Source organism: Pelomonas lactea, assembly GCF_043555885.1.
GTDB lineage: Bacteria > Pseudomonadota > Gammaproteobacteria > Burkholderiales > Burkholderiaceae_C > Pelomonas > Pelomonas lactea.
Window position 1 is genome coordinate 609,264 of sequence record NZ_JBIGHX010000001.1, and the last position, 23,237, is coordinate 632,500.

22 protein-coding genes are annotated in these 23,237 nt (G+C 71.2%); 16 read left to right on the forward strand and 6 right to left on the reverse strand.

Annotation, left to right across the window (positions count from 1 at the left end; all coding sequences use genetic code 11):
* The first annotated feature begins 14 nt into the window (after positions 1–14).
* Positions 15–3,092, forward strand: a complete 3,078-nt coding sequence (locus tag ACG04Q_RS02675; RefSeq protein ID WP_394509270.1) for a two-component regulator propeller domain-containing protein — start codon at positions 15–17, stop codon at positions 3,090–3,092.
* Here ACG04Q_RS02675 and ACG04Q_RS02680 read toward each other — a convergent pair.
* Positions 3,076–3,687: a hemerythrin domain-containing protein gene (locus tag ACG04Q_RS02680; RefSeq protein ID WP_394509271.1), complete on the reverse strand. Its 612-nt coding sequence runs from the start codon at positions 3,685–3,687 to the stop codon at positions 3,076–3,078. The genes ACG04Q_RS02675 and ACG04Q_RS02680 overlap by 17 nt on opposite strands.
* Before the next feature lie 112 nt (positions 3,688–3,799).
* Here ACG04Q_RS02680 and tkt point away from each other — a divergent pair, with 112 nt between their 5' ends.
* From tkt to ACG04Q_RS02720, 8 genes are all read left to right on the forward strand, one after another.
* The gene (gene tkt, locus ACG04Q_RS02685) at positions 3,800–5,815 is read left to right on the forward strand and encodes a transketolase (RefSeq protein ID WP_394509272.1); all 2,016 of its coding nucleotides are present in this window, start codon (positions 3,800–3,802) and stop codon (positions 5,813–5,815) included.
* Positions 5,816–6,033: 218 nt separating this feature from the next.
* The gene (locus ACG04Q_RS02690) at positions 6,034–6,882 is read left to right on the forward strand and encodes a hypothetical protein (RefSeq protein ID WP_394509273.1); all 849 of its coding nucleotides are present in this window, start codon (positions 6,034–6,036) and stop codon (positions 6,880–6,882) included.
* A gap of 11 nt (positions 6,883–6,893) precedes the next feature.
* The gene (locus ACG04Q_RS02695; RefSeq protein WP_394509274.1) at positions 6,894–7,883 is read left to right on the forward strand and encodes a hypothetical protein; all 990 of its coding nucleotides are present in this window, start codon (positions 6,894–6,896) and stop codon (positions 7,881–7,883) included.
* A 9-nt stretch (positions 7,884–7,892) separates the two neighbouring features.
* Positions 7,893–8,519: a hypothetical protein gene (locus ACG04Q_RS02700; RefSeq protein WP_394509275.1), complete on the forward strand. Its 627-nt coding sequence runs from the start codon at positions 7,893–7,895 to the stop codon at positions 8,517–8,519.
* A gap of 76 nt (positions 8,520–8,595) precedes the next feature.
* Complete coding sequence (gap, locus tag ACG04Q_RS02705; protein WP_394509276.1) at positions 8,596–9,594, forward strand: type I glyceraldehyde-3-phosphate dehydrogenase; 999 nt, start codon at positions 8,596–8,598, stop codon at positions 9,592–9,594.
* 315 nt (positions 9,595–9,909) lie between these two features.
* Positions 9,910–11,271, forward strand: coding sequence for a chromate efflux transporter (chrA, locus tag ACG04Q_RS02710; RefSeq protein ID WP_394509277.1), 1,362 nt, complete (start codon positions 9,910–9,912; stop codon positions 11,269–11,271).
* A 108-nt stretch (positions 11,272–11,379) separates the two neighbouring features.
* Entirely contained in the window at positions 11,380–11,766 is a 387-nt protein-coding gene (locus ACG04Q_RS02715) for a VOC family protein (protein WP_394509278.1), read from the forward strand.
* Between the two features lie 9 nt (positions 11,767–11,775).
* Positions 11,776–12,246, forward strand: coding sequence for a hypothetical protein (locus tag ACG04Q_RS02720; protein WP_394509279.1), 471 nt, complete (start codon positions 11,776–11,778; stop codon positions 12,244–12,246).
* A gap of 3 nt (positions 12,247–12,249) precedes the next feature.
* On the opposite strand, the gene ACG04Q_RS02725 is transcribed toward ACG04Q_RS02720, so the two are convergent.
* Positions 12,250–12,828, reverse strand: a complete 579-nt coding sequence (locus ACG04Q_RS02725) for an HPP family protein (protein WP_394509280.1) — start codon at positions 12,826–12,828, stop codon at positions 12,250–12,252.
* A gap of 123 nt (positions 12,829–12,951) precedes the next feature.
* Positions 12,952–14,319 carry a cation:proton antiporter gene (locus tag ACG04Q_RS02730; protein ID WP_394509281.1) on the reverse strand — a complete coding sequence of 456 codons (1,368 nt, stop codon included), beginning with the start codon at positions 14,317–14,319 and terminating at the stop codon, positions 12,952–12,954.
* 220 nt (positions 14,320–14,539) lie between these two features.
* Between ACG04Q_RS02730 and ACG04Q_RS02735 the strand changes: the two genes are divergently transcribed.
* The 3 genes from ACG04Q_RS02735 to ACG04Q_RS02745 are packed head-to-tail and all read left to right on the forward strand — an operon-like array spanning position 14,540 to position 16,808.
* Complete coding sequence (locus ACG04Q_RS02735) at positions 14,540–14,788, forward strand: type II toxin-antitoxin system Phd/YefM family antitoxin (RefSeq protein WP_394509282.1); 249 nt, start codon at positions 14,540–14,542, stop codon at positions 14,786–14,788.
* A complete protein-coding gene (locus ACG04Q_RS02740) occupies positions 14,788–15,285 on the forward strand; it encodes a PIN domain-containing protein (protein WP_394509283.1) in 498 nt (165 codons plus the stop codon). The genes ACG04Q_RS02735 and ACG04Q_RS02740 overlap by 1 nt, the downstream gene beginning before the upstream one ends.
* The gene (locus ACG04Q_RS02745) at positions 15,282–16,808 is read left to right on the forward strand and encodes a tryptophan halogenase family protein (protein WP_394509284.1); all 1,527 of its coding nucleotides are present in this window, start codon (positions 15,282–15,284) and stop codon (positions 16,806–16,808) included. The genes ACG04Q_RS02740 and ACG04Q_RS02745 overlap by 4 nt, the downstream gene beginning before the upstream one ends.
* On the opposite strand, the gene ACG04Q_RS02750 is transcribed toward ACG04Q_RS02745, so the two are convergent.
* Both ACG04Q_RS02750 and ACG04Q_RS02755 read right to left on the reverse strand, forming a co-directional pair.
* Positions 16,786–17,802 (reverse strand): extracellular catalytic domain type 1 short-chain-length polyhydroxyalkanoate depolymerase, encoded by a 1,017-nt coding sequence (locus ACG04Q_RS02750; RefSeq protein WP_394509285.1) that lies wholly within the window; start codon positions 17,800–17,802, stop codon positions 16,786–16,788. The two genes, ACG04Q_RS02745 and ACG04Q_RS02750, sit on opposite strands and share 23 nt — an antisense overlap.
* On the reverse strand, positions 17,799–18,077 hold the full coding sequence (locus ACG04Q_RS02755; protein WP_394509286.1) for a DUF2789 family protein: 279 nt from the start codon (positions 18,075–18,077) through the stop codon (positions 17,799–17,801). Before ACG04Q_RS02755 ends, ACG04Q_RS02750 begins: the two co-directional genes overlap by 4 nt.
* Positions 18,078–18,269: 192 nt before the next feature.
* Here ACG04Q_RS02755 and ACG04Q_RS02760 point away from each other — a divergent pair, with 192 nt between their 5' ends.
* Together ACG04Q_RS02760 and ACG04Q_RS02765 are read left to right on the forward strand one after the other, a co-directional pair.
* Entirely contained in the window at positions 18,270–19,238 is a 969-nt protein-coding gene (locus ACG04Q_RS02760; RefSeq protein WP_394509287.1) for a diacylglycerol/lipid kinase family protein, read from the forward strand.
* On the forward strand, positions 19,235–20,014 hold the full coding sequence (locus ACG04Q_RS02765; RefSeq protein ID WP_394509288.1) for a metallophosphoesterase family protein: 780 nt from the start codon (positions 19,235–19,237) through the stop codon (positions 20,012–20,014). The genes ACG04Q_RS02760 and ACG04Q_RS02765 overlap by 4 nt, the downstream gene beginning before the upstream one ends.
* A 61-nt stretch (positions 20,015–20,075) precedes the next feature.
* Here the strand turns inward: ACG04Q_RS02765 and epsC are convergent, their stop codons facing one another.
* A complete protein-coding gene (epsC, locus tag ACG04Q_RS02770) occupies positions 20,076–20,993 on the reverse strand; it encodes a serine O-acetyltransferase EpsC (protein WP_394509289.1) in 918 nt (305 codons plus the stop codon).
* A gap of 126 nt (positions 20,994–21,119) precedes the next feature.
* Between epsC and mnmH the strand changes: the two genes are divergently transcribed.
* Positions 21,120–22,166: a tRNA 2-selenouridine(34) synthase MnmH gene (gene mnmH, locus ACG04Q_RS02775; protein WP_394509290.1), complete on the forward strand. Its 1,047-nt coding sequence runs from the start codon at positions 21,120–21,122 to the stop codon at positions 22,164–22,166.
* Positions 22,167–22,172: 6 nt separating this feature from the next.
* Positions 22,173–23,231 (forward strand): selenide, water dikinase SelD, encoded by a 1,059-nt coding sequence (gene selD, locus ACG04Q_RS02780; protein WP_394509291.1) that lies wholly within the window; start codon positions 22,173–22,175, stop codon positions 23,229–23,231.
* Positions 23,232–23,237 lie beyond the last annotated feature (6 nt).

The window sequence follows — 23,237 nt, forward strand, 5'->3', positions numbered from 1 at the left end:
CGATGACCGCGTCGATGCGTCTGCCGCTCGCCCCGCTGCTGCTGATCTGCTGCCTGGCCCTGCCATTGGCGGCCGCCGGGCGCGACCCCATGTCCGAGCCGCGCTTCGTGACAGCCAGCGGCACCGCGGGCATCGTCGACGGCATCGTCACCGCGCTGGCCCAGGACGAGGGCGGCCTGATCTGGGTGGGCACCAGCGTGGGCCTGGTGCGCTACGACGGCTACCAGACCAAGACCTACCCGATGACCGACGACGCGCGGCCCGGCAGCCGCGCCAACCGCTTCCTGCGCGCGCTGCTGGCCGACCGCGGCGGCGTGCTGTGGGCCGGCAGCGCCAGCGAGGGCCTGGCCCGCTTCGACTCGCAGGCCGAGCGCTGGACCTACCTCCAGCACGACCCGGCCGTGCCGCATTCCATCTCGCCCGGCAGCGTTCAGCGGCTGGCACGCGCGCACGACGGCCGCATCTGGGTGGGCCTGCTGGCGGGCCTGGACCGGCTGGACCCGACCACGGGCCGCTTCGAGCATTTCCGCGCCGGCGCCGGCAGCGGCCTGCCGGACAACCACATCGGCGCGCTGCTGGTGGACCGCGACGGCGACCTCTGGGCCGGCACCTGGCACGGCCTGGCGCGGCTGCGCGCCGGCGCCCAGCGCTTCGAGCCGGTGGCGGGCGACTGGGCCGTCAACGCGCTGGCCCAGGGCAGCGACGGCCGCATCTGGGTCGGCACGCGCGACGGCCGGCTGCTGCTGCTGGACCGCGACGGCCACGCCGCACCGCAGGCGCTGGCGGCCGGCGACGGCGCGCGGCCCTCGCCGGTGCTGAGCCTGCTGAGCGTGGGCGAGGGCGAGGTGTGGGTGGGCCGCGTCACCGGCGTGGAGCTGCGTGCCACCGACGGGCGGCTGCTGCAGCTCCTCAAGCGCAACCAGCGCCGCCCATGGACGCTGGGCGGCACCGACTTCCACGCGCTGCTGCGCGACCGCGCCGGCACGTTGTGGGTGGGCGGCTACGGCGGCGGCCTGCAGCGCTACGACCCCGAGAACCAGGCGCTGTGGGTGCGCCGCCAGGACGACGATCCCGCCAGCCCGCTGGCCGACACCGACGTGCGCAGCGTGCTGCAGCTGGGCAACGGCGAGATCTGGCTGGGCACGCTGGAGCGCGGCATCGCCGTGCTGGACCCGCAGCTGCGCCTGACCGCCGCCATCCGGCCCGACGCGCATTTCAACGGCCTCGTCGCCGCACTGGCCCAGGCCCGCGACGGCAGCGTCTGGGCCGGCACCGAGAGCGGCGAGCTGTACCACTTCGACGCTCAGCGCCGCCTGCGCGAAGTGCGCTCCACGGCCCAGGCGCGCGTGCGCCGGCTGCTCGCCGGCCGCGACGGCACGCTGTGGGTAGGCACCGCCGACGGCCTGCACCGGCTGGCGCCCGGCGCCGCCGAGCTGGACCGCCTGCCACTGGCCGGCGGCCGGCGCCTGGACGGCAACGTCAACGCGCTGGTCGAGACCGCCGACGGCCAGCTGTGGGTAGGTGCCGAGGCGGGGCTGTTCCGGCTCGCCGACGGCGCGCTCCAACCGGCCGGCGCCGGCCTGCCCCAGGAGAGTGTGCTGGGCCTGCTGATGGACCGGCACGGCACGCTGTGGGCGGACACCAGCGCCGGCCTGTTCCGCCGCCAGCCTGGCGGGGCGTTCGAGCGCGTGGGCCTGCACCGCGGCGGCGCGCAGGACCGCAGCTTCGGCGCCAACTTGCTGGCCGACGGCCAGGGCCGCATCTGGACGCACCGCGGCATGTTCGATCCTGCCGCCGGGCTCTACACCGAGTTCGGCCGCATCGACGGCGTGGACATCGGCACCGGCTGGTTCCGCGCCTACGGCCAACTGGCCGACGGGCGCATGCTGTTCGGCGGCAGCACCGGGCTGCTCGTGGCGGAGCCGCGTCATTTCAGCCGCTGGGATTTCCAGCCGCCCATCGTCGTGACGGAACTGCGCATCGACAGCCGGCGCCAGCCGCTGGGCCTGCTGCGCGAGGGGCTGACGCTGACATCCCAGCAGCGCGCGTTCTCGGTGGAGTTCGCATCGCTGGACTACAGCGCGCCGGCCCAGAACCTCTACCGCTACCGGCTGCTGGGCTACGACGACGACTGGATCACCACCGGCGCCGAACTGCGCCTGGCCAGCTACGCCAACCTCTCCCCCGGCCGCTACACGCTGCAGGTGCAGGGCAGCAACCGCCTGGGCGACTGGACCGACCGGCCGCTGCTGATCGACGTGGAGGTGCAGCCCGCTTGGTGGCAGACCTGGTGGGCCCGGCTGCTGGGCGGGCTGCTGGCCGTGCTGGGCGTCTACGGCCTGGTGCAGTGGCGCACACGCGCGCTGGAGCGCCGCCAGGCCGAGCTGGAGCGGCGCGTGCAGGAGCGCACGGCCGAGCTGGAGGCGCTGTCGGAGGCGCTGAAGGAGTCCAGCCTCAGCGACCCGCTGACCGGCCTGCACAACCGCCGCTACCTGACCCAGCACATCGACGCCGACATCGCCGTGGCGCTGCGCCGCCATGCCGCCGACGGCGCGCCGTCGGACAACGGCGACCTGGTCTTCATGCTGGTGGACGTGGACCACTTCAAGCTCGTCAACGACCGCCACGGCCACTCGGCCGGCGACGCGGTGCTGGTGCAGATGCGCGAACGGCTGCGCGAGGTCTGCCGCGACAGCGACCACGTGGTGCGCTGGGGCGGCGAGGAGTTCCTCGTCGTGGCGCGCGACGGCTCGCGCGAGCACGCGGCCGACCTGGCCGAGCGCATGCGCCGCGCCGTCTGCGGCCGGCCCTTCGAGCTGCCCGACGGCCAGACGCTGACGCGCAGCTGCTCCATCGGCTTCGCCTGTTTCCCGCTCAGCGCCGCCCATCCGCAGGCGCTGGACTGGAGCACCCTCATCGACGTGGCCGACGGTGCGCTCTACGAAGCCAAGCGCGCGGGCCGTGACCGCTGGGTGGGCGTCATCAGCGCCGACCCCGGGCTGGACGTCGACGCGCTGCGCGAGCTGCTCAGCCGCCCGCCCGCCGAATGGCTGGCCAGCGAGCGGCTGCGCGTGCTCAGGAGCGCAGGCTAGGCCCCCAGCCAAACGGCGCCGGCAGCGCCGCCAGGATGCGCTCGCGCAGCGGCGCGTAGGCGGCATCCACCGACTGGCCGGGGCGCGGGGCCAGCGGATCCTGGTGGCTGCCGAAGGCCTCGTCCAGTTCGGCCCAGTCGTCGGCGCTGAACACCTCGGCCGCGCGCGGCAGGATCTCGGTTTCCTCGCGCTTCATGTGCCGCAGGTAGCGCGCCGAGTACACGCGCAACTGCTCGGTGAACTTGTCGCGCCGGCTCTCGCCCATCTGCTCCCAGGCCAGCAGGCTGTGCTGTAGCGCGCGGATGGCGCGCTCGCCCTGGGCGTGGTCGGCCTCCAGGTCGTCCAGCGTGTCGCGCAGCGCCGGCGCCAGCGCGCGCAGCCGCGGGAACAGCAGCTCGCTTTCCTTTTTGTGATGCAGACGTTCAGGGAATTCGTCGACGTAGAACAGCATGGCCCGCAGCGCGCCGAAGTCCGGCGCGGCGCCGGCGTGGCGCTGCGCCTCCAGCAGCAGCGGCACCGTGCGCAGCATGGCCGCGAGGGCGTCGTGCTCGGCGCGGATGACGCGCACGGCCAGGGGCATGGGCGAAGGAAACATGGCGCAAGCGTCGCTCCGCCACGACGCGGCGGCCTTGCGTTGGATCAAGGCCCGCAAAGCCACCCCCGTAAAATCCCGCGTTTTGCTCCACCAGCCCAAGAAAGCCCCGGCCATGACCGCATCGACCGCCTCCCCCACCCTCATGGCCAACGCGATCCGCGCGCTGGCGATGGACGCCGTGCAGGCCGCCAACTCGGGCCACCCGGGCGCCCCCATGGGCATGGCCGAGATCGGCGTCGCGCTGTGGGCGCGCCACCTCAAGCACAACCCGGCCAACCCGCACTGGGCCGACCGTGACCGCTTCGTGCTGTCCAACGGCCACGGCTCCATGCTGATCTACGCGCTGCTGCACCTGACGGGCTACGAGCTGCCCATCGAGGAGCTGAAGGCCTTCCGCCAGCTGCACAGCAAGACGCCGGGCCACCCCGAAGTGGGCATCACCGCCGGCGTCGAGACGACCACCGGCCCGCTGGGCCAGGGCATCACCAACGCCGTGGGCCTGGCGCTGGCCGAGAAGCTGCTGGCCCGCGACTTCAATCGCGACGGCCACCAGATCGTCGACCACCACACCTACGTGTTCCTGGGCGACGGCTGCCTGATGGAAGGCATCTCGCACGAAGCCGCCGCGCTGGCCGCCGCGTGGAAGCTGAACAAGCTGATCGCCATCTACGACGACAACGGCATCTCCATCGACGGTCAGGTGGCGCCCTGGTTCGGCGACGACACCGCCAAGCGCTTCCAGGCCTATGGCTGGAACGTCATCGGCCCGGTGGACGGCCATGACGTGGATGCCGTCGACGACGCCATCGGCCAGGCCAAGAAGAGCACCGACAAGCCCACGCTGGTCATCGCCAAGACCCACATCGGCAAGGGCTCGCCCAACCGCGCCAACACCAGCAAGGCCCACGGCGAGCCGCTGGGCGCCGAAGAGATCAAGCTGACCCGCGAGGCCATCGGCTGGGCGCATGAGCCCTTCGTCATCCCGGCCGAGGTCTACACCGCGTGGGACCACAAGTCCGCCGGCGACCGCGCCGAGAGCGAGTGGGACGTGCGCTTCGACGCCTACGCCGAGGCCCACCCCGAGCTGGCCGCCGAGTTCCAGCGCCGCATGGCCGGCGTGCTGCCCGCCGACTTCGCGCAGATCGCCGTCGACGCCGTCGTCAAGGCACACGCCGACGCGCAGACCGTGGCCAGCCGCAAGGCCAGCCAGATCGCGCTGGAAGCCTTCACGGCCAAGCTGCCCGAGATGCTGGGCGGCAGCGCCGACCTGACCGGCTCCAACCTGACCAACACCAGCTCGACGCCCAACCTGCGCTTCGACGACAAGGGCACGCCCAACAACGGCCGCCACATCAACTACGGCGTGCGCGAGTTCGGCATGGCCGCGATCATGAACGGCATCGCGCTGCACGGCGGCTTCATCCCCTACGGCGGCACCTTCCTGACGTTCAGCGACTACAGCCGCAACGCCATCCGCATGGCCGCGCTGATGAAGACGCGCGTCGTCCACGTGATGACGCACGACTCCATCGGCCTGGGCGAAGACGGCCCGACGCACCAGTCCATCGAGCACGTCGCCAGCCTGCGCCTGATCCCGGGCCTGGACGTCTGGCGCCCGGCCGACACGACCGAAACCGTCGTCGCCTGGACCATGGCGCTGGGCAACGCGCAGCGCCCCAGCCTGCTGGCGCTCTCCCGCCAGAACCTGGCCTATTCGCCCAAGACCAACGTGGACGAGATCGCCAAGGGCGCCTACGTGCTGGCCGAGCCGGCCAAGGGCAAGGCCAAGGCCGTCATCATCGCCACCGGCTCCGAGGTGCAGCTGGCGCTGGCCGCGCAGAAGCTGCTGGCCGACGAAGGCGTGAAGGTGCGCGTCGTCTCGATGCCATCCACCAACGTGTTCGACCGCCAGGACAAGGACTACAAGAAGAGCGTGCTGCCCAAGGGCCTGCCGCGCGTGGCCGTGGAAATGGGCGTCAGCGACTTCTGGTGGAAGTACGGCGTGGACGCCGTCGTCGGCATCGACACCTTCGGGGAATCGGCGCCGGCGCCGGTGCTGTTCAAGCACTTCGGCTTCACGCCGGAGAACGTGGCGGCGACCGTGAAGGCCGTGCTGAAGAAGAAGTAACTAACTCACTGCATCAGCGGCCTGAAGCCTCCCGGAGCCTGCCATCATGCGCGCCGGGAGGAATCAAGATGCACATCAGCATCCGGCGGTTGTTGACCGCTTCTTGCGCCGGTCTGGCAATGGCGTGGACTGGCGCCGCTCATGCCTCTGAGGTGGCAGCACCGGGCCGCGACTTGGTCGACAAGTCGGCGGCACACCTGGCCTGCCTGAAGGTGCAATTGCCGACGGCGCTAAACGCCGCGGCGCCCGCCGACGGCGAGCCGCGGTTGCTGCGGGCCCGGCTGGTCTTCACGGCCGCCGATGCGCCGCCCACGGTCACCTGGCTGTGGAAGGGCGATGACGCCGCGGCCGACTTGCTGGCGTCGGCGCTGCGCGAATCGCGCATGCCCTGCCTCGAAAGCCCGGCCCGGCAAGCCGTCGTGCAGGAGTTCTGGTGGGCGCCCGGCACGGGCACGCTGGAGGCCGGCGAGGCCTGGCCGTGGGGGACGAAGCGGCAGGCGCCCGGTGAGCCGCTCTGCCATGTGAAGCCGGCCGGCGGCCTGCCCGTGAGCCAGCAGCCCCCTGCCCCGTCCAAGGTGCTGTTCAAGTTCCGCTTCCTGCAGGCCGGCGAGCCTCCCGAGGTGGAGATCGAGCACCGCACGGGCGCCGCGATCTTCGCGATGGACGCGCGGCGCTACGTCCGCCGCTACCAGGCCTGCCCCGATGGCCGGACGAAGCTGGGCACCTGGCACGAACAGATTTTCGAAGCCGCGCCGCCCGGCGCCGTGCGCCCTCAGCCCAAGGTGTTCGAGCTGGACGAGTTCCTGGGGCGGGTCAAGGGTGCCCACACCCTGCGCATCCGGTTCGATACCCGCACGATGAACTGCCCCTTCCAGGTCGACCTCCAGATGTACCAGCCGGCCAGGAACAACCAGGCGTCCGAGTCGGGTGCCCGCGACGCCAATCGCCATGCTTTCCTGAGCTGGCTGGAGCGCCTGACGCTCGACCTGCCGCCCGCCGAAGAGGCGGCGCTGTTCTACGAGACCGTGAAGGTCAACGTGCCGTGCCAGGTGCTGGAACTGAAATGAGGAGCGTCGACGTGCGCAATCTGCTCATCGCCTGGGCCCTGGGGGCGTGCGCGCTGGGCGCTCACGCACAAGGCACTGCCGTTGCGGACAGCAGCGGCGAGGATCTGCTGACTTGCCTGGTGCGGCCCGAGCCGCCGAAGTACCCGGCTGACTCACTGGCATGGCGCCAGGACGGTCTCTTTCGCGTCGAGTTGACGTTCCAGGATGCCGAGAGTGTTCCCAAGGTCAAGCTCGTACACAGCCAGGGCACGCGGGAGCAGCGCGAAACGGTCATGGCCTACGCGCAGCAGTTCCTGCTGCCCTGCCGGCCCGCTGGCCGCACGGTGTCGGTGCTGCAGGAGGTTGCCTTCACGGCTGTTGATGCGGGCCAGGCCAGGACCACCCAGCCAATGAACCTCCCACGGCCTCCCGACGAGCGCCATGCGGCCTGCCTGACACTGCCGACGAAGCAGTTGCGCCTCAGCGGCGGAGAGATCGGCCGCGGTACGAGGTCCGATGCCGCGAACGGCAACATCGTCCTGGAACTCACCTTCACGGCGCCCGACAAGCCCCCCGAGGTCAAGGTGCTCTATTCCTCCATCCATCTCTCGCACCGCGCTGCCTACGTGGGCTACATGGAGGACTACCGCGTGCCTTGCCTGGCGCCCGGTGAACGTTTCGTCATGGAACAGCAGCTGCACATGATGAATGCAGAAAGTCCACGCTTCGCGTTCAAGGATGTCGGCCTCATGCCGTTCCTGCGCATGGTCAGAAACGCGCAAGCCAAGCCCGTCGACTTCGACCTGGACACCATGGCCTGCCCATTCCGGGTGAAGTTCGAACTGGGCCGCCCGGCACTGCGCAATCGCGTCACGGAGGTGGGCGCGCCCAATCCGAACCGGCGCAGCTTTATTGCGTGGATGGAAGACCTGGAGCTATCGCTGAAACGCGAACAGTTCGAGCACCTGCTGCGCTCTTCGATGTTCATCGACGTGCCCTGCGGCACGATCAAGCTGGGTTGACGGTCGTCCATGGAGATCCACGGCCAACTGGTTCTGGCGCCCGATGCGCTGGCCGGCACGCGGGCGCCGGCGCTGTGGGCCTGCGTCGGCATCCTGGCGGTGGTGGCGCTGGCCTGCGGCGTGCAGGCCGCGCGCAGCGCGCCGTGCTGGACCGAACTGCCGAGCTTCGAGGTGGTGCCGCTGGGCGTCGCCACGCTGCACACACAACGCACCGGCACCTATGCCACCGAGCCTGTCGCGCAGGGCGAGGCGCTGGTGCTGCCGTACAGCGAGTCGGCCCCGCCGGCGCTGGCGGCCGCCTGGGTGCCGCTGCACGATGGCCACTGGGCGCTGCGCATCCATGACGACCTGCAGCTGGGCACCATGCGCCAGCGCTCGCTGAACCGAGGCGGCCTGGCGTGGACGGTGACGTTGCTGGACAAGCAGGTCGTGCGCATCGCCTCGGCCGACGGCGAGCTGCTGGGCTACCGGGAGTTCGAGGACGCCTGGCAGCACCGGCGCTGGCGCCTGGCGGGCTGGGCTGGCGCCAGCGCACTGGCCGCCGCGCTGCTGGCGGCCTTTGCACGCCGCATACTGTCGGCCCTCGCCCGCCGCGATGCGCGATCCCGGGCTTCATCAGGACTGAAATCGCCCTGAAACCCCCTCGCCGGCAGATGGCCGAGAATCAGCGGCCCCGCGCGAACCCAATTTCTTTTGCTCTGGAGACTTTCCAATGACCATCAAGATCGGCATCAACGGCTTCGGCCGCATCGGACGCATGGTGTTCCGTGCCGCTGTCGCGAACTTCAAGGACATCGAGGTCGTCGCGATCAACGACCTGCTGGAACCCGACTACCTGGCCTACATGCTCAAGTACGACAGCGTGCACGGCAAGTTCGAGGGTGATGTCGCCGTCGAGGGCAACACGCTGGTCGTGAACGGCAAGTCGATCCGCCTGACGGCCATCAAGGATCCGTCCGAGCTGAAGTGGGCCGAGGCCGGCGCCGACATCGTCATCGAATCCACCGGCATCTTCCTGGACAAGGCCGGTGGCGAGAAGCACCTGGCGGCGGGCGCCAAGAAGGTCATCTTCTCGGCACCGTCCAAGGACGAGACGCCGATGTTCGTCTTCGGCGTGAACCACACCAAGTATGCCGGCGAAGCCATCATCTCCAACGCGTCGTGCACGACCAACTGCCTGGCCCCGCTGGCCAAGGTGCTGAACGACAAGTGGGGCATCAAGCGCGGCCTGATGACCACCGTGCATGCGGCCACCGCCACGCAGAAGACCGTGGACGGCCCGAGCAACAAGGACTGGCGCGGCGGCCGCGGCATCCTGGAGAACATCATCCCCAGCAGCACCGGCGCCGCCAAGGCCGTCGGCAAGGTCATCCCCGAGCTGAACAAGAAGCTGACCGGCATGGCCTTCCGCGTGCCCACCAGCGACGTGTCGGTCGTCGACCTGACCGTCGAGCTGAACAACGAAGCCAGCTACGCCGACATCTGCGCCGAGTTCAAGGCCCAGAGCCAGGGCGCGCTGAAGGGCGTGCTGGGCTACACGGAAGACAAGGTCGTCGCGACCGACTTCCGCGGCGATGCCCGCACCTCCATCTTCGACGCCGAAGCCGGTATCGCGCTGGACGGCACCTTCGTGAAGCTGGTGTCCTGGTACGACAACGAGTGGGGCTACTCGAACAAGGTGCTGGAGATGGTTCGCGTCGTGGCGGTCTGATCGTCGGGCCTGGCCAGACACAAGGGGCGCCGCGGGCGCCCTTTTTTGTCGCCTCGCGCGCCGCCAGAAAAAAACCCTTCGGTCGGCAGCGCCGGCTCGAAGGGTTGAATCCACCTGTGCGGGTGGAGGAGACAAACAAACAAGACGCGACGTTATCGCCGATCCACACGCCCAAGCAATCAAGTTCGCGAGTGAACCTCTCGCGCAACCGGCAAGCGCGAGATCTGCACGCGTTCGGGCGCGCTGAACGCCGGGCATCAGCGCCGCCGAGCCTGGCTACATTGCGGCCTGCCCGCCGCCCACCACCCCGCCACCATGTCCGACCGCTCCCCCCTGCTTCCAGCGCCCCCCGCGCCCGTGGGCTTCGGACAGGCGCTGCGCTTCTGGCTCAAGCTGGGCTTCATCAGCTTCGGCGGGCCCGCCGGGCAGATCGCCATCATGCACACCGAGCTGGTGGAACGGCGCCGCTGGATCAGCGAGCGGCGTTTCCTGCACGCGCTGAACTACTGCATGCTGCTGCCGGGCCCCGAGGCGCAGCAGCTGGCCACCTACATCGGCTGGCTGATGCACCGCACGGCGGGCGGGCTCGTGGCCGGCGCGCTGTTCGTGCTGCCATCGCTCGTCATCCTCATCGGGCTGTCGTGGCTGTATCTCGCGTTCGGCACGGTGCCGGCCGTGGCCGGGCTGTTCTACGGCCTGAAGCCGGCGGTGACGGCGCTGGTGGTGCACGCGGCGCACCGCATCGGCACGCGGGCGCTGAAGAACGGCTGGCTGTGGGGCATCGCGGCGGCGGCCTTCGTCGCGCTGTTCGCGCTGGATGCGCCCTTCCCGCTCATCGTGCTGGGCGCCGCACTCATCGGCCATGTCGGCGGGCGGTATGCGCCGCAGGTCTTTGCGCCCGGCGGTGGTCATGGCGCGGCAAAGGCCGGCAACGGGCCGGCGCGGATCGACGACGACACGCCCACGCCGCCGCATGCGCGCTTCTCGCGCCGCCGGTTGGTTCGCGTGCTCGTCGTCGGCATCGGCCTGTGGGGCGCGGCGATGGCGGGCCTCGCGCTCACCAGCGGCGTGCAGGGCACGCTGACGCAGATGGGCGCGTTCTTCACGAAGGCCGCGCTGCTAACGTTCGGCGGCGCCTACGCGGTGCTGCCCTATGTCTACCAGGGCGCCGTGGAGCAGCACCAGTGGCTGACCGGCGCGCAGATGATCGACGGCCTGGCGCTGGGCGAAACGACGCCGGGGCCGCTGATCATGGTGGTGGCCTTCGTCGGCTTCGTCGGCGGCTGGACGAAGCAGCTGTTCGGGCCCGACGCGCTGTTCCTCGCCGGCGCGGCGGCCGCGTGCGTCGTCACGTTCTTCACCTTCCTGCCGTCGTTCGTGTTCATCCTGGCCGGCGGGCCGGTCATCGAGTCCACGCACGGCCAGCTGCGCTTCACGGCGCCGCTGACGGCCATCACGGCGGCGGTCGTCGGCGTCATCCTGAACCTGGCGTTGTTCTTCGCCGCGCATGTGCTGTGGCCGCAGGGCTTCGGCGGGCGGTTCGACGGCGTGTCGGCACTGATCGCCGTGGGCGCGGGCATCGCGCTGTTCCGCTTCAAGCTGGGCGTGATGCCGCTGCTGGCGCTGTGCGCCGGGCTGGGGCTGGCGCTGACGACGGCCGGCCTGCTGCAGCCCTGAGGCGGCGCCGTTGGCTTCGGACGTGGAGGCAGTGGCCGGATCCTTGGGGTGGCGCGTGAGCCGCCACCGGTGGCAGCATGCGGCGCCAAAACCACCAGGGAGTGCTTGATGATCGACCACACAGGCGTCACGGTCAGTGACTTCACCAGGAGCAAGGCGTTCTACGAACGGGCGCTCGCGCCCATCGGCTACGCATTGATCACGGAGCTGCCGGCCGCCGTGACGGGCAGCGTGGACGTTGCCGGCTTCGGCGAGCCGCCCAAGCCGGATTTCTGGATCAGCCGCGGCACGCCCAACCAGCCGCCCATCCACGTCGCCTTCCGCGTGACGTCGCGCATGCAGGTCGACGAGTTCCACCGCGAAGCGCTGGCCGCCGGCGGCACCGACAACGGCGCGCCCGGCCTGCGCCCGCACTACCACCCGAACTATTACGGCGCCTTCGTGCGCGACCCGGACGGCCACAACATCGAGGCGGTCTGCCACGAAGCCGCCTGACGCCGCGAAATGCAGGCCTTCCTCGACACCCAGCCGCTGAGCCTGGCGGAGCTGCCCCGCATCGACGACGCGCTTCGCGCGTTCAAGGCCCACATGCGCGACTACTGGGCAGCGCTGAATGACGAAGGCGTCTGGCTGTTCCTGTCGACGGTGGGCTGCTGGGGCGTGCCTCAACCCGCCTTCCAGATGACCGCCTATTTCGTGACGGTCATGATGTTCGGCTCCCGCCTGGCGAGCCGGTACACGGAGCGGCGATCCTTCAAGACGCTCGCCAGCGATCTGGAACGGCGCATCCACCAGGAAACGGCCAGCGCCGAGGAAAGAACCCGGCAGTTCCTGCTGCTTCAGCAACTGCAGAAGGCCTATCTGTCGGGGCTGCGCCCGCTGATGGCCAGCAAGGTGTTTGCCGTGTCGTGGACGTTCTATGGCACCAGCTTCGTCTATGCGCTGGCCCAGCGGTTCCCCGGGCTGCTGGCCTGAGCTTCAGTACCAGTACACCGGGTACTCGCGCCGGCAGGCGCGGTGGTAGAGCACTGCCACGGCCACCATGGTCAGCGCGCCGGCCAGCGTGGGGAAGAACAGGAAGCTCCACTTCGGCGCCACCAGGAACACGATGATGGGGTTGGAGCCCGCCGGCGGGTGCATGCAGCGGGCCAGCATCATCAGCGCGACCGACACCGCCGCCGCCGTTGCCAGCGCCCACCAGGCCGGGCCCCACAGCGCCAGCGCCGCCAGGCCCACCGCCGTGCAGATGACGTGGCCGCCCACGACGCTGCGCGGCTGCGAGAAGTGGATCTCGGGGAAGGTGAACATCATCACCGCCGTGGAGCCGAACGAACCCAGCGCCAGCAGCACGCCGAGGTTGAACGAGCTGTAGGCCAGCACGGCGATGACGGTGAACACGCCCAGGCAGGCGAAGACGCCCGCCACCGGCGTGAAGCGCGGCGGCCCCTCGCGGCGCGTGATGGCGGCCTGGGCCAGCGCGGCGGGTGGCGGGTAGGCGCTCCAGGACGCCCGGTTCGCAGCGGTGCGGGCCAGGCCGCCTGGCGCGATGTCGGTCATGGCTGCAAGGCCTCGGCAACGGGGGACATGAAAAGAGGGGTGAGCCCACGGGCCGCACCCCTTGAACACCGCCGAACACCTCCGGACGGCGGCGCAAAGAGACTGGGTTCAGCCTTGCAAGTTTCAGGCCGTGCTGCTGGCCGGGTGGCTGCCGGGCACGGCCCCGAGCTCGCCCGACTCGCGCGCCTTCTTGCCGTAGACCAGTTCGAACACGGGGCTGGCCATCATGGTGGTGATGACGGCCATCAGCACCAGCATGGAGAACAGCGCCGGGCCGATGATGCCCTTCTGCAGGCCGATGTTGATGATGATGAGCTCCATCAGGCCGCGGGAGTTCATCAGCGCGCCGATGCCGAGAGCCGTGCGGTTGTCCTCGCCGGCCAGGCGGGCGGCCAGGTAGCAGGCGCCGAACTTGGCCAGCACCGAGGCGGCCAGCACGCCCAGCGCGATCAGCAGCAGCTGCACGGAATTGATCATGTCCAGCCGCGTGTTCAGGCCCGAGTAGGTGAAGAACATCGGCAGCAGCAGGATGACCGTCAGCGGCTCCACCTTCTTCTTCAGCTCGGCGGCGAACAGGCCGCGCGGCATGACGGCGCCCAGGATGAAGCCGCCGAAGATGGCATGGATGCCGACGGCGTCCATGACGAAGGCCGACGTGCAGAAGGCGATCAGCGTGATGCCCAGCACCGTGTTGCTCATGTGGCCGTCGCGCTCGACCATGCGGCCCAGCGGCGCCAGCAGCTTGCGGCCGAACATCAGCACGAAGGCCGCCCAGATGACGCCGCCGCCGATGGCCAGCACCGCCACGCCCGGGCCGGCACCAAAGGCGGCCAACACCAGTGCCAGCACGCACCACGACACGGCATCGTCGAAGGCGCCAGCCGTCAGCGACAGCGTGCCCAGCGAGGTGTTCGCCAGACCGCGCTCGTTGATGATGCGCGCCAGCATCGGGAAGGCCGTCAGCGCGATGCAGGCGCCCATGAACAGCGTCGCGTTGGCCACCGAGATGCCCTCGGCGAACAGCCCCGGCACCTGCAGCAGCATGGGCGTGATCAGGAAGGCGATGAAGAACGGCGCCGCGATGCCCGAGATGGACACGCCGATGGCGCTCCTGGCCTTGGTGGCGAAGTGATCCAGCCGCAGCGTGGTGCCGACGAGGAACATGTACAGCCCCACGCCCAGCTGCGCGCCGCAGTACAGGACGTTCTTCATCTCCTTGGGGAAGATGGCCGCCTGGATGTCGGGCGCGAACAAACCGAACAGCGATGGGCCCAGGATGACGCCCGCGATCATCTCGCCCACCACCTGCGGCTGCGCCAGCAGCTTGGTGCCCAGCCAGCCCACCACGCGGCAGGCCAGGATGATGAGCGCCAGCTGCAGGAAGAAATGGACGCTGAAGTCGGTGGGCGAGTAGGTCTGCGCCACCGCAGGGGCCGGGCCGCCGTGCTTGGCGAACACGTCGCTGAGCATGGCCAGAAGATCGAATTGCATGGGGTTCCTCGTGGACTCTTGTGTACGTTGCCGCGGGGCGGCTCGGCATGCCGGGCCGCCGTCGACAACGTTGTCTCAGGCCAAGCCACCGCGAGGCGACTTGTTGCGTTGCACTGTGCCAGCCGGCTTTCCGGTGTCCATCGGGTCGAACAGAAACGGACCTACGTACCTACATCGCGTTTGCGCCCTTGAAGGTACGTAGGCACAATCCGCCGCCACGATGAAGCTCCTGTCCAGCCGCGAGTTCAACCGCGATGTCAGCCTCGCCAAGCGCGCCGCGCAGGTGGAGCCGGTGCTCATCACCGATCGCGGCCAGCCCACGCATGTGCTGCTGAGCATCGGCGAGTACCGGCGGCTGACGGGCGAGGGCGACAGCATCCTGGAACTGCTGGCCCTGCCAGAGGTGGTGGCCATCGACGCCGCCGACCTGGCCTCCGACGGCGCCTGGGACCACCGGGAGCCGCTCTGATGTTCCTGCTGGACACCGGCATCGTGCTGGAGCTGCGCAAGGCCAAGGCCGCGCAGGCCGACGCCGGGCTGCTGGCCTGGGCCGGCGGCATCCCGCGGCAGAAGCTGTTCATCTCGGCGCTGAACCTGCTGGAGATCGAGAGCGCCGCCGCGCGGCTGGGTCGCAAGGACCGCGCCGCCGGGCTGGTGCTGCGCGACTGGATAGACCAGCGCGTCACGCCCGCCTTCGAGGGCCGCGTGCTGCCGGTGGACGCGGCCGTCGTGCGGCGCCGCGCACAGCTGCCCTACGCCAACACACGCGACGGCCTGCTGGCCGCCACGGCGCTGGAGCACGGGCTGACCTTCGTCACGCACCGCGTGTCGGCCTTCCGCGCCGGCCGCGTGAAGCTGCTCAACCCGTCCGGCTACATTGCCCAGCCCACCGAGGATGACGAGGACTGGAGCCAGGGCGCCCAGACCGGCCACCAGTGGCTGAAGAATCTTTATACGAGAGCATGACTGCCAAGCGACGCATCCTCATCGTCGGCGGCGGCACCGCCGGCTGGCTGACGGCCGCCTACCTGGCCAAGGCGCTGCGCCTGGCCGAGCGGCCACATCTGGAAGTAACCGTGCTGGAGTCGCCCGACATCGGCACCGTGGGCGTCGGCGAGGGCACCTTCCCCACCATCCGCGCGACGCTGCAGTTCCTGGGCATCCCCGAGGCCGAGTTCATCCGCGAGACGTCGGCGACGATGAAGCAGGGCATCCGCTTCGTCGACTGGGCCCGCACGCCCGCGGCGGGCCGGCACCAGCAGTTCTTCCACCCCTTCGAGGCGCCGTTCTACGCCGAAGACATCAACCTCGTGCCCTACTGGCTGCTGCAGGACGAAGCCACCCGCCCGCCGTTCGCGCAGGCGATGACGCTGCAGTCCCGCGTGGCCCAGGCGCAGCGAGCGCCCAAGCGCGCCGGCGAGGCGCCCTACACCGCGCCGCTGAACTACGCCTACCACTTCGACGCCATCAAGCTCGCCCAGCTGCTGGCCAATCACGCGCGGCAGCTGGGCGTGAAGCACGTGCAGGGCACGGTGACGAACGTCGCGCTGGATGCGCGCGGCGCCATCGCCCACCTGGACACGCCGCTGGGCCGCTTCGAGGCCGACCTCTACGTCGACTGCACGGGCTTTCGCGCCGAGCTCATCGGCGGCCCGCTGGGCAGCCCGTTCAAGTCCTGCCGCGGCCAGCTGTTCGCCGACCGCGCGCTGGCCTGCAAGCTGCCGCTGGACGGCCCCGACATGGAGAGCTGCACCATCGCCACGGCGCACGAGGCCGGCTGGCTGTGGGACATCGGCCTGAACGGCTCACGCGGCGTCGGCTGCGTGTACTCCAGCAGCCACATGAGCGACGAGCGCGCCGCCGAGGTGCTGCGCGCCCACTGCGGTACGGAGGACGTGACGATGCGCAGCATCCCGTTCGCGCCCGGCTACCGCGAGCGGCAGTGGGTGAAGAACTGCGTCGCGGTGGGCCTGTCCGCCGGCTTCCTGGAGCCGCTGGAGGCCACCGGCCTGGTGCTTGTCGAGGCGGCCGTCGGCATGATTGCCGAGATGCTGCCGCACAGCGGCCCCATCGATGCCCCGGCGCGGCGCTTCAACGAGCTGATGGCGCTGCGCTTCGAGAACATCATCAACTTCCTGAAGCTGCATTACTGCCTCAGCAAGCGCGACGAGCCGTTCTGGCGCGACAACGCCGACCCGGCCACCATCCCCGCCCGGCTGGCCGACCTGCTGGAGCAATGGCAGCTGCGCCCACCCGGCCGCTTCGACTTCGTGCTGGACACCGAGACCTTCGCGTTCTTCAACTACCAGTACATCCTGTACGGCATGGGCTTTCGCACCGACCTCAGCGCCGGCCGCGCCGACTTCACGCAGACCGCCGAAGCCGATCGGCTGTTCGCCAAGATCCAGCGCTTTGCCGACCGCGCCTTGGCAGACCTGCCCAGCCATCGCGCGTTGATTCAGCAGATCAATGCGATGAAGCAGGCTTGATGGCCCGGGTGCCGGTGCAGCGCCGGTCGGGCGGCTGGTTTTCCCGCGACTGCGACGCGCTGAACTGCTTTTCCACGAAGCGCCACACCATGCGCGATGCATCCGGCCCGCTGGCATCGCTGAAGCGCTCGCGGGCCGCGCCGCCGCTCCACGCGTGGCCCAGCCGGTCCACGCGCACCAGCATGGCCACCACACGGCGGCGACGCCTGAACTCCGTGACCTGCATCGGGTAGCGCTTGCCGCGCAGCAACTCGCGCGGAGCGCCGGCGCGCGCACCAGCCGCGTCCGACCACATCTGCACGGCGGCCTCGGCATTGCGGGCCGATACGACGCCGTCCTGCCCGCCGTGGATGACGATCAGCGGCGGCCAGTCGTCGGTCGGTGTCACGCCAGGCTCGCGCCGGCCCTGCATCGCGCCGACAGCACCCAGCGCCGAACTCGCCGCACCGGGCGGCACGCCCGAGTGCATCGCCAGTGCCTTGAAGCGCTGCGGGTAGCGCGTGGCCAGCAACGCAGCCATGCTGGCGCCGGCCGACAGGCCCGCCACGGCCGTGCGCTCGCGGTCGGCCGCGTAGAGCACGCTGACCTGATCGATGGCGCGCATGATCCACGCCGCCTCGGCCCAGGCGCGGCCGCCCTGCGTGTCGAACCAGTTCCAGCAGCCCTGCGCATTGGCCAGCCGCGGCTGCTCGGGGTACAGCACGAGGAAGCGCTCGCGCGCGGCGAGCCGGTTCATGCGCGTGCTGGCGGCAAAGCGCTTCGCGTCCTGCTGGCAGCCGTGCAGCATCACCAGCAGCGGCAGCTTCTCTCCGAAGCGCACGCCGTCCGGGCGGAACAGCCCATAGCGGCGCGGCCCGCCCGTCGTCAGCACCGCCCCCGTCAGCCAGCTGCCGGCACCGGCGGGCGACTGATGGCGTTGGCGCAGCGGCTGCGCGGCGCGCCGCAGCAGCGTGGCCTGGCGGTTCAGCAGCGCCCCCCAGGAGGGTGGCTTCATGCGTCGGCGGCCTGCGCCAGTTCGGTCGGGTCGGGGTGCTCGCGCAGCGCGGCGTTCAGCTGGTCGATGGCCACGCACCAGTCGCCATCGTCCTGGTGCCACTGCTCGCGCAGGAAGGCCACCTGGCCGGCGCTCCAGAACGGCGCCTCGGACAGGTTCAGCGTCTGCGGCAGCGGACGGTGGCGGCGGATGAAGGCCTGGATGTCGGCCGGCGCATCCGGCAGGCCCAGCTGGCGGAACAGGTCGTCGAGGTCGTGGTGGGTGGTGGTGTCCATGGCGGCACTCCTTTCGACGCCCATCTTGGAGCGGCCGGCCGCGGCGCCTTGTCAGCGGGCGCCTCATCCTGTGTCGGCGCCCACGACGTGCGACAGGCCACGGCGGCGCCGCAAGGCCGGCCTGTCGGACAAGCGCGCGTTGTGCGTCCCGCGCTAGCGGCCGCCCCGGCCGGGCGGCTATCGTCGCCGCCCATGACTTGCCCGCTCTACGTCGTCTTCAACCGTGCCTCGGGCCGCGGCAACCGCGACGAGCTGGGCCCCGCCGTCGAGGCCGCCTGCGCAGCGGCGGGGCGCGCCTGCCGGCTGTTCCCGGTCGAGCAGCCCGGGCAGCTCGCCGCCGTCGCGCGCGACGCCGTGCGCGAGGCGCAACCCGCCCGCGGCATCGTCGTCGCGGCCGGCGGCGACGGCACGATCAACTGCGTGGCCCAGGCCGTGCTGGGCAGCGGCTGCCGGTTCGGCGTGCTGCCGCGCGGCACGTTCAACTATTTCGCGCGCACGCACGGCATTCCGGCCGAGCTGGACGGCGCGCTGCGCGTGCTGCTGACCGAGGACGCCGTGGACGTGCGCGTCGGCCGGCTCAACGAACGCATCTTCCTCGTCAACGCCAGCCTGGGCCTGTACCCCGAGCTGCTGGAGGAGCGCGAGGCGTGGAAGCAGCAATTCGGCCGCAGCCGGCTGGTGGCGCTGGCCGCCGGCATCAAGACGCTGCTGCGCGGCCATCGCAGCCTGCGCCTGGCCATCGAGCTGGGCGGCCAGCGGCGCGAGGTGCGCACGCCGACGCTGTTCGTCGGCAACAACGCGCTGCAGATGGAGCAGGTGGGTGTGCCGCAGGCGCCGGCCATCGACGCAGGCCGGCTGGCCGGCGTCATGCTCCAGCCCGTGGGCCGCGGCACGATGCTGGCACTGCTGGCACGCGGCGCCTTCGGCCAGCTCGGCGCGGCCGACCAGGTGCTGCACTTCGACTTCGACCGCCTGACCGTGCAGGCGCGCAGCTTCGGCGCGCGCCACATCAAGGTGGCGACCGACGGCGAGGTGTTCTGGATGCCGCTGCCGCTGCGCTTCGACGTGGCGCCGCATGCGCTGCCGCTGATCCGTCCGCCGGGCCTGGCGCTGGAACGCGCGCAGGCACAAGCCCAGGCGGCTGCGGAGCCGGACGCGTGACGACCGTTCTGCAGCTGTCGGACCCGCACTTCGGCACCGAGCGCCGGCTGGCGATGGACGCGCTGCAGACCTTCTGCGCCGCGTTGCGGCCCGACCTGCTGCTGGTCACCGGCGACATCACACAGCGCGCCCGCACGGCCGAGTTCGACGCGGCGCGGGCCTTCCTCGACCGGCTGGCCGTGCCCGAGCGCCTCGTGCTGCCCGGCAACCACGACATCCCGCTGTTCGACCTCGTCGAGCGCGCGCTGCACCCCTACCGCCGCTACGCACGCGCGTTCGGTGCGGCGCTGGAAGGCGAGTACGAGCGCGACGACCTGCTGGTGCTGAGCGTCAACACGACGCGGCGCTGGCGCCACCGCCACGGCGAGGTGTCGCCGGCCCAGGTGGAGCGCGTCGCGCAGCGGCTGGCGCGCGCCCGCTCCGGCCAGCTGCGCCTCGTGGCCGTGCACCAGCCGGTGGCCGTGACGGAAGACGGCGATGTCGAGAACCTGTTGCGCGGCCACCCGTTGGCCGTGCAGCGCTGGGCGCAGGCCGGTGCCGACGCCGTCGTCGGCGGGCACATCCACCTGCCCTATGTGCTGCCCCTGCCCGGCCTGGCGCGCACGCTGTGGGCCGTGCAGGCGGGCACCGCGCTGAGCCACCGGCTGCGCGGCGGCATCTCCAACTCGGTCAATGTGATCCACGCCGGCCCGGGCGCCCGCGTCGAACGCTGGGACCTCGACGACGCCAGCCAGTCCTTCCGCCGCGTGGCCTCCACGCTACTCACGGCCGGCTGAGACGGCGGCCAGCGCAGGCCGACCCGCGCGCTCGACGCTGGAGCGTGCCGCCGCGCGGCGCCTACTCGGCCTCGCGCGCCGTGCTGGCGTCCGCCTGCGTGATGACGCTGCCCGGCGCCACGCTGCGCGTCAGCCACACATTGCCGCCGATGACGGCGCCGCGCCCGATGGTGACGCGGCCCAGCACCGTCGCGCCGGCGTAGATCACCACCTCGTCCTCCACGATGGGGTGGCGCGGCTGGCCCTTCAGCAGGTTGCCGTCGCCATCGGTGGGGAAGCTCTTGGCCCCCAGCGTGACGTTCTGGTAGATGCGCACGCGCCGGCCCAGCACGGCCGTCTCGCCGATGACGACGCCGGTGCCGTGGTCGATGAAGCAGCCCGCGCCGATGGTGGCGCCGGGGTGGATGTCAATGCCCGTGTCGGCATGCGCCAGCTCGGCGATGACGCGCGCGATCAGCGGCAGGCCCAGCCGGTAGAGCTCGTGCGCGAGGCGGTGGCTGATGAGCGCGCGCAGGCCCGGGTAGCACAGCAGCACCTCGTCGACGCTGCGCGCCGCGGGGTCGCCCTGGTAGGCGGCCAGCACGTCGCTGTCGAGCAGCTCGCGCACGGCCGGCAGCGTGCGCAGGAAGCGCGCGGCCAGCGCCTCGGCATCGGCCGCGGGCGCCGCGTCGCCCCGCTGGCGCGCGTCGTGGCGCAGCTCCAGCGCCATCTGCTGGCGCAGCGTCACCATCGCCGCGCCCAGCGTGTGGCCGACGTAGAAGTCCTCGTTCTCGGGCCGCAGCGTCGGTGGCCCCAGCCGCATCGGGAACAGCGCGCCGGACAGGCACTGCACCATGCCGGCCAGCAGCTCGCGCGACGGCAGCTCGCGCCCGTCGCCGCCGCGGCGGTGCGCCTCGCGCCAGCGCAGGCGCGCGCCGCGCAGCGCGTCGACAACGGCGGGCAGATCGTCGCCAGGAGGGGGTGTGAGCGGTGCAGTCATGCCCGCAATATGCCCCAGTCGCGCCGGCGGCTCCTAGGGGCCGCGCGGCAACGGCGGCTGGCGCCCCTCCCGTACGCCCAGCAGCAACCCCTGCGCGCTCAACAGCGCCGTGTACGCTTGGCGCCCATGAGCCATAAGCCCACCACCGTGAACGACCTGGGCGAGTTCACCGTCCTCATCGATGCGCGCTCGCCGGCCGAGTACGCGCTGGACCACATCCCCGGCGCCATCAACTGCCCCGTGCTCGACGACGAGGAGCGCCGCATCGTCGGCACCACCTACGTGCAGACCTCGGCGTTCGAGGCGCGCAAGATCGGCGGCGCCATGGCGGCGCGCAACATCGCCCGCCACCTGGACGAGCGGTTCCGCGACAAACCCAAGGACTGGCGGCCACTGGTGTACTGCTGGCGCGGCGGCATGCGCAGCGGCAGCTTCGTCAACTGGCTGCGGCTGGTGGGCTGGGACGCGCAGCAGCTCAAGGGCGGCTACAAGGCCTGGCGCGGCCACGTCATCGAGCAGATCGCACAGCGCGCCCCCACGCTGGACCTGCGCGTGCTGTGCGGCCCCACCGGCAGCGCCAAGACGCGCGTGCTGCAGGCGCTGGCCGACGGCGGCGAGCAGGTGCTGGACCTGGAAGACCTGGCCGCCCACCGCGGCTCGGTGCTGGGCGCCGTGCCGGGCCGGCCGCAACCGTCGCAGAAGGCCTTCGAGACCCAGCTGATGCACCGCCTGGCCGCGCTGGACCCGTCGCGCCGCGTGTGGGTGGAGGCCGAGAGCCGGCGCATCGGCCGCCTCACCGTGCCCGAGCCGCTGCTGCAGCGGCTGCGCGAGAGCCCGGTCGTGGAGATCGCCGCCACGCCCGCCGCGCGGCTGGCCTACCTGCTGCGCGACTACGCCTGGCTGGGCGACGACCCGCAGGGGCTGGCCGACAAGCTCGGCACGCTGCGCGAGCTGCTGCCGCGCGACGTGCTGGCGCAGTGGCAGGCCTGGGCGCTCGAAGGCGCGCTGCCGCCGCTGTTCGAGGCGCTGATGGCCCGCCACTACGACCCGCTCTACGCCCGCTCCCAGGGCCGCCACCTGGCCGGCCTGCCGAACGCCGCGCGCGTGGAATGCGACGATCTGTCCGACGCCGGCATCCTGTCCCTGGCCGGCCGCATCGCCTCACTGACCTGACCTCCCATGTCCACTGCTCCCCTCCCGCGCCTGACCTCGCTCTCCCACGGTGGCGGCTGCGGCTGCAAGATCGCGCCCGGCGTGCTCAGCGAGATCCTGAAGAACACGCGCCAGCTGCCGGTGCCGCCCGAGCTGCTGGTGGGCATCGAGACGTCGGACGACGCCGCCGTCTACCAGCTCACCGACGACATCGCGCTGATCGCGACGACCGACTTCTTCATGCCCATCGTCGACGACCCGTTCGACTTCGGCCGCATTGCCGCCACCAACGCAATCAGCGACGTCTACGCGATGGGCGGCAAGCCCATCCTGGCGCTGGCGCTCGTGGGCATGCCCATCAACGTGCTGCCGGTGGACGTCATCGGCCGCATCCTCGCGGGTGGCGAGTCGGTCTGCGCGGCGGCCGGCATCCCGATCGCGGGCGGCCACACCATCGACTCGGTCGAGCCCATCTACGGCCTCGTCGCGCTGGGCGTCGTGCACCCCAAGCGCGTCAAGCGCAACGCCGACGCCCGCCCGGGCGACCGCCTCGTGCTGGGCAAGCCGCTGGGCGTGGGCGTGCTGTCGGCCGCGCTGAAGAAGGAGGCGCTGTCCGCCGACGGCTATGCGCAGATGGTGGCGACAACGACTCAGCTCAACACGCCGGGCCCCGACCTCGCCGCGCTGGCCGGCGTGCATGCGATGACCGACGTGACCGGCTTCGGCCTGGCCGGCCATGCGCTGGAGCTGGCGCGCGGCGCGGGCGCCTGCGTCGACCTCGACTGGGCGCGCGTGCCGCTGCTGCCGGGCGTGCGCGAGCTGGCCGGGCGCGGCTTCGTGACCGGCGCGTCGGGCCGCAACTGGGCCGGCTATGGCGACAGCGTGCGGCTGCCCGACGGCTTTGCGGCGGTGGACCAGGCGCTGCTGAGCGACCCGCAGACCAGCGGCGGGCTGCTGGTGTCCTGCGACGCGGCGGCCGTGGACGAGGTGCTGGCCGTGTTCCACCGCCACGGCTTTGCCGCGGCGGCCGAGATCGGCGGCGTCAGCGCCGCCGGGGCCGACGGCGCGCAGCTGCGGGTGCGTTAACCGCGC